Raw genomic sequence first — 8,576 nt, 5'->3', positions numbered from 1 at the left:
AAAGCGTGGCGAAGAAATTGGGATAACATCATCCCCTTCTTTTCGTATGCTCCCGAGATCAGGAGGGCCATCTACACCACCAACGCCATAGAATCCCTAAACATGTCGGTACGGAAGGTAACGAAGAACCGAGGATCTTTCCCGAACGACGAAGCCATGTTCAAGCTGCTGTACTTGGCGTTTAGGAATGTGTCTAAGACCTGGTACAAGGCAGTTCCGGGATGGAGACTAGCCCTAAACCAGTTCTCAATCATTTACGAGGGAAGAATGCCCGTTATGTAGCCGATGGGGCATTTACACAAAATCCTTTACACGCCCTTATCCTAACGGACCAGGAGGGTGTGTCATGCCCGGTTTGGATTTTTGACCGCGCAACCTTCGTTATCGACCTTCAAAACTGGCAATCCCACCCTCGCGGGCGAATATTCAACGTTCCCCTGTTTTAAATGGACCAGCTCAAAGTGAATTTTGTCGCTACAATCGCTAGTTATGTTTGCAATCGCCCCCTGTTGCACTCTGAAGACCGGACTAGGGCGCTTCTTTGGCTTTTTTTTGTTGACTTCAACCTCTAATATTTGGTACAAAGTCCGAGTTGCACACAGCTGTTGGAAACAGGCGCGTAGCTCAGGGGGAGAGCGCTACCTTGACACGGTAGAGGTCGGCGGTTCGAGACCGCCCGCGCCTACCATCAGAAAAACATACCTTTCGAGGTTCGACGGAGGCATCGAGTTTCGATGCCTCTTTCAGTTTTGGCCTTCATCTTTCTTCCGGGGTCCGGAGGCGAGGTGAGGGATTTGGTGTATCTGCTGACCCTGTCACTCCGACCTCCCGCCCAAAGCGCGGGAGATGCTGAAAAAAAGGGGCTTGCGATGAACGAGATAAAAGTAACTCTGCCGGACGGCTCGCAGCGGACCCTTCCCGAAGGTGCCACCATTTACGATTTGGCTGCCTCCATCGGGACCGGCCTCGCCAAGGCCGCGATCGCCGGCAAGATCAACGGCCAGCCGGTCGATACCTTCGCCAAACTCTCCGATGGCGTCAAAGCCGAGATCATCACCGAGAAGAGCCCGGAAGCGCTGGAGATCATTCGGCATTCCACCTCGCACCTTATGGCGCAGGCGGTCAAGCAACTCTTCCCGAAGGCGAAGGTCACCATCGGCCCCGCCATCGAGACCGGCTTCTACTACGATTTCGACAACGAGAATCCCTTTACGCCGGAAGATCTGGAAAAGATCGAGGCGAAAATGCACGACCTTGCCAAGGCGAACCTGAAGATCGAGCGCAAGGAGCTCTCCAGCGCTGAGGCAATCGAACTTTTCAAGGGGATGGGCGAGGACTACAAGGTCGAGCTGATCACCGATCTTGGCGCCGAGACCGTGTCGCTCTACAGCCAGGGCGATTTCGTCGACCTCTGTCGCGGACCGCACCTGCCGAGCACTTCCTGGTGCAAGGCGTTCAAACTCACTTCCATCGCCGGCGCCTACTGGCGTGGCGACGAAAAGCGCGCCATGCTGCAGCGCGTCTACGGCACCGCCTTTGCCGACAAGAAAGAACTCGAAGCCTATCTCGCCCGGATCGAAGAGGCGAAGAAGCGCGACCACCGGAAGCTCGGCCGTGAGCTCGATCTCTTCTCCTTCTCGGACGAGGTCGGCGCGGGCCTGGTCATCTGGCACCCGAAAGGGGCCATGCTCCGCACCATCCTCGAGGATTTCGAGCGCAAGGAGCACCTCAAGCGCGGCTACGACATCGTCCTGGGGCCCCAGATCCTCAAGACCGAGCTCTGGCAGCGTTCCGGCCACTACGAGAACTACCGCGAGAACATGTATTTCACCACGGTGGACGAGCAGGGGTACGGCGTCAAGCCGATGAACTGCCTGGCCCACATGATGATCTACAAGTCGAGCCTGAGAAGCTATCGCGACCTGCCGCTGCGTTACTTCGAACTGGGCACCGTGCACCGCCACGAGCGCGCCGGCGTGCTCCACGGCCTCCTCAGGGTTCGCGGCTTTACCCAGGACGACGCCCATATCCTCTGCACCCCGGAGCAGCTTGATGCCGAGATCAAAGGCGTTTTGAGCTTCGTCTCCGACGTGATGGGGATCTTCGGTTTCGACTACGAGATGGAACTTTCCACCCGGCCGGAAAAATCCATCGGGAGCGACGAGGCGTGGGAGCTTGCCACCAACGCGCTCCTCTCCGCGTTGAAGGACTCGGGACGCCCGTTCGAGATCAACGAGGGCGACGGTGCGTTCTACGGGCCGAAAATCGACATCAAACTGCGCGATGCCCTTGACAGACGGTGGCAATGTGCTACTATCCAGTGCGATTTTACGCTCCCGGAGCGCTTTGAGCTCACCTACGTCGATGCCGACGGCGAGAAAAAGCGGCCCGTCATGGTGCACCGGGTCATCCTGGGTGCCATCGAACGCTTCATCGGCGTTCTCATCGAACACTTTGCAGGGAGCTTCCCCACCTGGCTCGCTCCGGTCCAGGCCGTGATCGTTACGGTCACCGATAACCAGATCCCCTTTGCGGAAGCGGTGTTCAACCAATTACGTGCTGCCGGTGTGAGGGTGCAGAAGGACATCCGGAACGAGAAGCTCGGCTTCAAGATCCGGGAGGCCCAGCTGCAGAAGGTCCCTTATATGCTGGTTATTGGCGATAAGGAAGTGGAGAGCGGGATGGTTACCCCGCGCTTCAGAGACGGCAAAAACCTGGACGGGATGACTCCCGACCAGTTCATTTCATTCATCCAAAACGAAGTTAAATCCTACCGGTAGGAGGTGGCGTCATAGCTAAACCGACTGTTAACATCAATCAGTCCATCAGGGCCAAAGAAGTGCGTCTGGTAGGCGCGGATAGCGAGCAGCTCGGGATTTTACCGCTGCGTGAGGCCCTGGCATTGGCCGAAAGCCAGCAGCTGGACTTGGTCGAGGTTTCTCCGACAGCAGTGCCGCCCGTCTGCCGTATCATGGATTACGGCAAGTTCAAATATCAGCAGAGCAAGAAACAGCAGGAAGCCAAGAAGAAGCAGGTCCAGGTGCAGCTCAAGGAAGTAAAGCTGCGCCCCAAGACCGACGATCACGACCTCGACTTCAAGGTCAAGCACGTGCGTCGCTTTCTGGAAGAGGGGAACAAGGCCAAGATCACCGTCGTTTTCCGCGGTCGTGAGATCACGCACCAGGAACTGGGGATGGCCGCCCTCGAGAAGTTCACGACCGAACTGGCGGATATTGCCGTGGTCGAAGTAAAGCAAAAGATGGAAGGGCGGAGCATGTTCATGATCGTTGCCCCGCGCGCCAAAGTGAAATAAACACCACCACAAAGGAGCAGTAAAACAATGCCTAAACTCAAGACCCATAGGGGCGCCGCCAAGCGTTTCAGCAAGACCGGCACAGGCAAGATCAAGATGAGCCACGCGTTCACCAGCCACATTCTCACCTCCAAGACCCGGAAGACCAAGCGCAACCTCCGTAAGGGCGCTATCGTCGCTGCCTCCGACCACAAAAACATCGCAGCGCTCATTCCGTACAAATAGAAACGGGATCTGGGGCCCTGGGCCAGGGATCGGTTAAGGCTTAGACGGCCTGGAATCAGACGCAAAAGCGAGAGGCGCTGCCTCTCATCTTTGTGTCCGCTTCTGGGCCTTGTCATGCCCTGCCTCCCGATCCCTATCCCCCGCCCCCCGTTTAAACGAAGTCCGAGAACCGTGAGGAATCGTCTCCCCTTGCGGATCCGGCAAAATAAAACCATTAGGAGTATGTATGCCAAGAGTAAAGCGCGGTTTTAAAGCGAGACACAGAAGAAACAAGGTTCTCAAGCTGGCCAAAGGCTACCGGGGTGCACGGAGCAAACTCTTCCGCAGCGCGACCGAGGCGGTCGATCGGGCGCTCAACTACGCGTTCCGCGATCGCAAGGTCAAGAAACGGGATTTCCGGGCTCTCTGGATCACCCGGATCAACGCCGCTGCCCGGATCAACGGCATTTCCTACAGCAAGCTGATCCACGGCCTCAAGCTGGCCCAGGTCGAGATCGACCGCAAAGTGATGGCAGACCTCGCCGTCTCCGATCCGAAAGGATTCACGGCGCTTGCCGACGCTGCGAAAGCCGGCCTCTAAGAAACAAACTTCAGGAACGAAAAAAAGAAATGGGATAGCAATGTCTCATTTCTTTTTTTCTTTCTGAGTTCCTTTTTTGACAGGGATGAAGGGGATGCAGGGGATGCCCCAACGGTTCGAAAATCCCCTCTATCCCCTTCATCCGTGTTGCCGCCTTATCGCCTCTCGTTCCTAAGAAAATCTTTTGGTTCATAGGGTTACTAATCATGAAGGAAAAACTTGAAGCACTTTTGAATACCGCAAAGGCCGAACTCGCCCAGGCTGCCAGCGAAGACGGGGTGCAGGAACTCCGGGTCAAGTATCTCGGCAAGAAAGGTGAGATCACCTCGGTCATGAAGGGCCTTGGTGCCTTGTCCGCCGAGGAGCGTCCGGCCATCGGTGCGCTGGTCAACACCGTCAAGGCCCAGCTCGAAGATGGGATCGAGGCGACCCTCAAGACCGTGCGCGAAAAGGCGAAGGCTGCCAAGCTCGCCGGCGAAAAGCTCGACGTCACCCTCCCCGGGCGTCGCAAGCCGCTCGGCTCCAAGCATCCGATCACCCTGGTGACCGAAGAGATCGTTTCCATCTTCGGCGCCCTGGGCTTCGCCGTCGCCGAGGGTCCGGAGATCGAGCACGACTTCTACAATTTCGAGGCGCTCAACTTCCCCAAGGACCACCCGGCCCGCGACATGCAGGACACCTTCTTCGTCGGTGAAAACGTGCTGCTGCGGACCCACACCTCCCCGGTGCAGGTCCGCACCATGCTGAAGCAGCCGCCGCCGGTCCGCATCATCGCCCCGGGCACCGTCTACCGCTGCGACTCCGACGCCACCCACTCCCCGATGTTTCACCAGGTCGAGGGGCTTTTGGTCGACAAGGGGATCAGCTTCGGCGACCTGAAGGGGATCCTCACCCTCTTCACCAACCAGCTCTTCGGGAAAGACATCGGGGTGCGCCTGCGTCCCAGCTTCTTCCCGTTCACCGAGCCGTCGGCCGAGGTCGACATCGCGTGCGTGATCTGCCGCGGCAAGGGGTGCCGGGTTTGCAAAGAGTCCGGCTGGCTGGAGATCCTCGGTGCCGGAATGGTCGACCCTGAGGTGTACCGTCACGTCGGTTACGACTCCGAACTCTATTCCGGGTTTGCCTTCGGGATGGGGATCGAGAGGATCGCGATGCTCAAGTACGGCATCGCCGACATGCGGCTTCTCTTCGAGAACGACCTGCGCTTTTTGAAGCAGTTCTAGCATGCGCAGAAATAGGGGACTGGCTCCGCAGGTGCCGGTCCCCCTCGATTTGCCGAAAGGGTGACGGGCACCTGGCGTTGCCAGTTCCCCTCGATGATTTTGAAAAGGGATTCCTATGATAGTTACCTACAACTGGCTTAAAGAATTCGTCGATTGCGACCTGCCGCCGCAGGAACTCTCCCATCTCCTGACCATGCTCGGGCTGGAAGTGGACCGGATGGAAGTCCTGGGTGCCGGGATGGACGACGTCGTCGTGGCTCTGGTCGAGGAGCGGGCCCAGCACCCGAACGCCGACAAGCTTTCCCTGTGCAAGGTGAATAACGGCAAAGAGGTGCTCTCCATCGTCTGCGGCGCCCAGAACTTCAAGACCGGCGACAAGGTCGCCCTGGCCCAGATCGGCGCGACGCTTCCCGGCGACTTCAAGATCAAGCGCTCCAAGATCCGCGGCGAGGAGTCCTTCGGGATGCTCTGCTCCGAGAAGGAACTCGGTCTGGCGGCCGAATCGGCCGGCATCATGATCCTTCCCGAGAACCTGACCCTCGGGACGCCGGTCTTCGATGCCCTGGGCCTCAAGGACACCATTTTCGAAATCGGCCTCACCCCGAACCGCGCCGACTGCCTGAGCGTCATCGGTGTCGCCCGCGAGGTCGCCGCCAAGCTGGGCAAGAAGGTGCATTACCCGGGCCTGGAAGTCCACGAGAGCGGTGCTCCGATCGAGACCGTGGCCTCGGTCACCATCGACGCCCCGGAGCTCTGTCCGCGCTACACGGCCCGTTACATCGGTGGCTGCCAGCTGGCACCTTCTCCGGCCTGGCTTTCCGACCGCCTGCGTGCCGCCGGCATCCGTTCCATCAACAACATCGTCGACGTGACCAACTACGTCCTGCTCGAGTACGGGCACCCGCTGCACGCCTTCGACTACCGCCTCCTTTCCGGCGGCAAGATCATCGTCGCTGCGGCAGGGGAGGGGGAGCGTTTCCACACCCTGGACGGGCAGGAGCGCGTGCTGACCTCCGCCGATCTCACCATTCGCGATGCCGAGAAGGGTGTCGCCCTGGCGGGTATCATGGGGGGCGGCAACTCCGAGATAGGGGACAACACCACCGACGTGCTTCTGGAGAGCGCCTACTTCAACCCGTCCGCGATCCGCAAGACCTCAAAACGCCTCGGCATTCACACCGAATCCTCGCACCGCTTCGAGCGCGGTACCGACGTCGCCGGGCTCACCCGGGCACTGGACCGCGCCGCCCAGCTCGTCGCCGAGCTTTCCGGCGGTTCCGTTGCCAAAGGGACCATCGACGTCTATCCGCAGCCGGTTGAGCCGCGCACCATCAGCGCGCGCCTGGAGAAGATCAATGCCATCACCGGCCTTTCCCTGAGCGCCGCCGAAGTCGAGGACATCTTCCAGCGCCTCGAGTTCACCGTGAGCCAGACGAGCCCCGGTGTCTTCCAGGTCACCGTGCCGCTGTTCCGGGTGGACCTCGAGCGCGAGATCGACCTGGTCGAGGAAGTGGTGCGCCTGCACGGCTTTGAGAACGTCCCGACCACCATGCCGAATGCCGCCATTTATTCCCACCTTCCTTCCGAGGGGCAGCAGCTCCTCTCCCTGGTGAAGAATCTCCTGGTCGGCCAGGGGCTTTCCGAGGTAATCAACTACAGCTTCGTCGCACCTTCCAGTTGCGACCGGATTCTCCTCCCTCAAGACGATTTCCGCCGGTGCGGGGTGAAGCTTTTGAATCCGCTCTCCGACGAGCTCTCGGTCATGCGTACTACGCTCTTGCCGGGCCTTTTGGAAACGGTAGTGAAGAACATCAGCTTTCGCACCCTAAACCAGCGGATTTTCGAGATGCGCCGCATCTACATCCCGACCGAAGGGGAGGAACTGCCGCAGGAGCCGATCTACCTTGCGGCGCTCTTCACCGGCAGCCGGGATCTCGAAGGTTGGAATCAGGCCAAAGGCGGGATCGATTTCTACGACGTGAAGGGGGTGGTGGAGAACATCCTGGACGAGCTGCACGTAGGCGGGGTGAGCTACGCCTCCGACGAGCTCGACCCGTACTTCCATCCCGGCAAAGCCTGCCGTATCGTTGCCGGCCGCACCCAACTCGGCTCTTTCGGCGAGCTGCATCCGTCGGTGCAGGAAAACTACGGCATCGAGGCTCCGGTCTACTACCTGGAGATCAACTTCGAAAAACTGGTCAAGGCTCGTGGCGAGATGGGTACCGCCCAGGTTCCGTCCCGCTTCCCGTCGACCTTCCGCGACATCGCCATGCTCGTTCCGGACGTAACCGCCGCCGCAGAGATTGTCGCCTGCGTGAAAGGCGTCAAGGCACCCGAGCTGGAGGGTGTGGAGATCTTCGATGTGTACAAGGGGGCGAACATCGCCGCCGACCAGAAGAGCATCGCGATCCGAGTTCGGTACGGTTCCAAAGAGCGTACTTTGACCGACGAAGAGGTGAGCGAATTGCATGCCAGAGTGCTCGCTGCACTGCAGAAAAAATTGAATGTCACAATAAGATAAAATAGTTGCGAAATGAAAAACGCTATGGTATTAGATTAAGCCGCTGTTGACCGTAGGTAATTTTTGAAATGCTGTTGAGGGGGTTATGACCAAAGCGGACATCGTTGAAAGAATTTATGAGAAGGTAGGATTTTCCAAAAAGGAATCTGCCGAGCTGGTTGAAACGGTATTCGATCTGATTAAGTCCACCCTCGAAGAAGGGGACAAGATCAAGATTGCCGGGTTCGGAAATTTCGTTGTCAAAGAGAAAGCCGACCGCCGCGGGAGGAACCCTCAGACTGGTGAAGAGATCACCATTGTCGCGAGAAAGATCCTCACCTTCAAGCCGAGCCAGGTGCTGAAAGCCGCCATCAACGTCCAGTCCTAATCATGGACGCCGGGCTGCCGGACAAATTGTATTTGAAGATCGGTGAGGTCTCAGCCTTCACTGGACTTCCCGCTTCGGTGCTGCGCTACTGGGAATCCGAATTTCCTTCCCTGCGGCCGAAGAAGAGCGCCTCCGGGCAACGGCTCTACACCAGGAAAGACGTCGACCAGGTCGTCGAAATCAAGACCCTGCTCTACGGTGAAAAGCTCACCATCGAGGGCGCCAAGCGGCGGATCGAGGGAAAGCGAAAGGCCGTGGCAGTTCAGGTGCCGCAGGACATGCTCACCGAGATGATACGTGAGATCCGCGATGAACTTCGCAGCCTGCGGGACGCTATTAGCGAATAA

9 protein-coding genes and 1 tRNA gene are annotated in these 8,576 nt (G+C 58.5%); all 10 read left to right on the top strand.

Annotated elements, in window-relative coordinates:
- Positions 1-282: transposase (locus tag JFN93_RS05080; RefSeq protein ID WP_199382906.1), on the top strand; the 282-nt coding region annotated here is incomplete at its 5' end.
- 331 nt (positions 283-613) lie between these two features.
- A tRNA-Val gene (locus JFN93_RS05075) sits at positions 614-688 on the top strand.
- Positions 689-869: 181 nt separating this feature from the next.
- Positions 870-2,780, top strand: a complete 1,911-nt coding sequence (gene thrS, locus JFN93_RS05070; protein ID WP_199382905.1) for a threonine--tRNA ligase — start codon at positions 870-872, stop codon at positions 2,778-2,780.
- Positions 2,781-2,791: 11 nt separating this feature from the next.
- Entirely contained in the window at positions 2,792-3,313 is a 522-nt protein-coding gene (infC, locus tag JFN93_RS05065; protein WP_199382924.1) for a translation initiation factor IF-3, read from the top strand.
- A gap of 27 nt (positions 3,314-3,340) precedes the next feature.
- Positions 3,341-3,538: a 50S ribosomal protein L35 gene (gene rpmI / locus JFN93_RS05060; protein WP_199382904.1), complete on the top strand. Its 198-nt coding sequence runs from the start codon at positions 3,341-3,343 to the stop codon at positions 3,536-3,538.
- Between the two features lie 226 nt (positions 3,539-3,764).
- The gene (gene rplT, locus JFN93_RS05055; protein WP_199382903.1) at positions 3,765-4,118 is read left to right on the top strand and encodes a 50S ribosomal protein L20; all 354 of its coding nucleotides are present in this window, start codon (positions 3,765-3,767) and stop codon (positions 4,116-4,118) included.
- A 206-nt stretch (positions 4,119-4,324) separates the two neighbouring features.
- A complete protein-coding gene (gene pheS, locus JFN93_RS05050; protein ID WP_199382902.1) occupies positions 4,325-5,341 on the top strand; it encodes a phenylalanine--tRNA ligase subunit alpha in 1,017 nt (338 codons plus the stop codon).
- 115 nt (positions 5,342-5,456) lie between these two features.
- The gene (pheT, locus tag JFN93_RS05045; RefSeq protein ID WP_199382901.1) at positions 5,457-7,862 is read left to right on the top strand and encodes a phenylalanine--tRNA ligase subunit beta; all 2,406 of its coding nucleotides are present in this window, start codon (positions 5,457-5,459) and stop codon (positions 7,860-7,862) included.
- A gap of 85 nt (positions 7,863-7,947) precedes the next feature.
- A complete protein-coding gene (locus JFN93_RS05040; RefSeq protein ID WP_199382900.1) occupies positions 7,948-8,229 on the top strand; it encodes an integration host factor subunit alpha in 282 nt (93 codons plus the stop codon).
- Positions 8,230-8,231: 2 nt separating this feature from the next.
- Positions 8,232-8,576, top strand: coding sequence for a MerR family transcriptional regulator (locus tag JFN93_RS05035; RefSeq protein ID WP_199382899.1), 345 nt, complete (start codon positions 8,232-8,234; stop codon positions 8,574-8,576).

The sequence above is a fragment of the Geomesophilobacter sediminis genome, from assembly GCF_016458275.1.
GTDB classification, from domain to species: Bacteria; Desulfobacterota; Desulfuromonadia; order Geobacterales; family Geobacteraceae; genus Geomesophilobacter; species Geomesophilobacter sediminis.
The sequence above is the reverse complement of the archived record's forward strand: the minus strand, read 5'-3'. Positions and strand labels throughout refer to the sequence as shown.

Excerpts from the sequence above, each read along its gene's own strand:
- thrS (WP_199382905.1), top strand. The coding sequence starts at position 870 with ATGAACGAGATAAAAGTAACTCTGCCGGACGGCTCGCAGCGGACCCTT.
- rpmI (WP_199382904.1), top strand. The coding sequence starts at position 3,341 with ATGCCTAAACTCAAGACCCATAGGGGCGCCGCCAAGCGTTTCAGCAAG.
- rplT (WP_199382903.1), top strand. The coding sequence starts at position 3,765 with ATGCCAAGAGTAAAGCGCGGTTTTAAAGCGAGACACAGAAGAAACAAG.
- pheS (WP_199382902.1), top strand. The coding sequence starts at position 4,325 with ATGAAGGAAAAACTTGAAGCACTTTTGAATACCGCAAAGGCCGAACTC.
- pheT (WP_199382901.1), top strand. The coding sequence starts at position 5,457 with ATGATAGTTACCTACAACTGGCTTAAAGAATTCGTCGATTGCGACCTG.
- JFN93_RS05040 (WP_199382900.1), top strand. The coding sequence starts at position 7,948 with ATGACCAAAGCGGACATCGTTGAAAGAATTTATGAGAAGGTAGGATTT.
- JFN93_RS05035 (WP_199382899.1), top strand. The coding sequence starts at position 8,232 with ATGGACGCCGGGCTGCCGGACAAATTGTATTTGAAGATCGGTGAGGTC.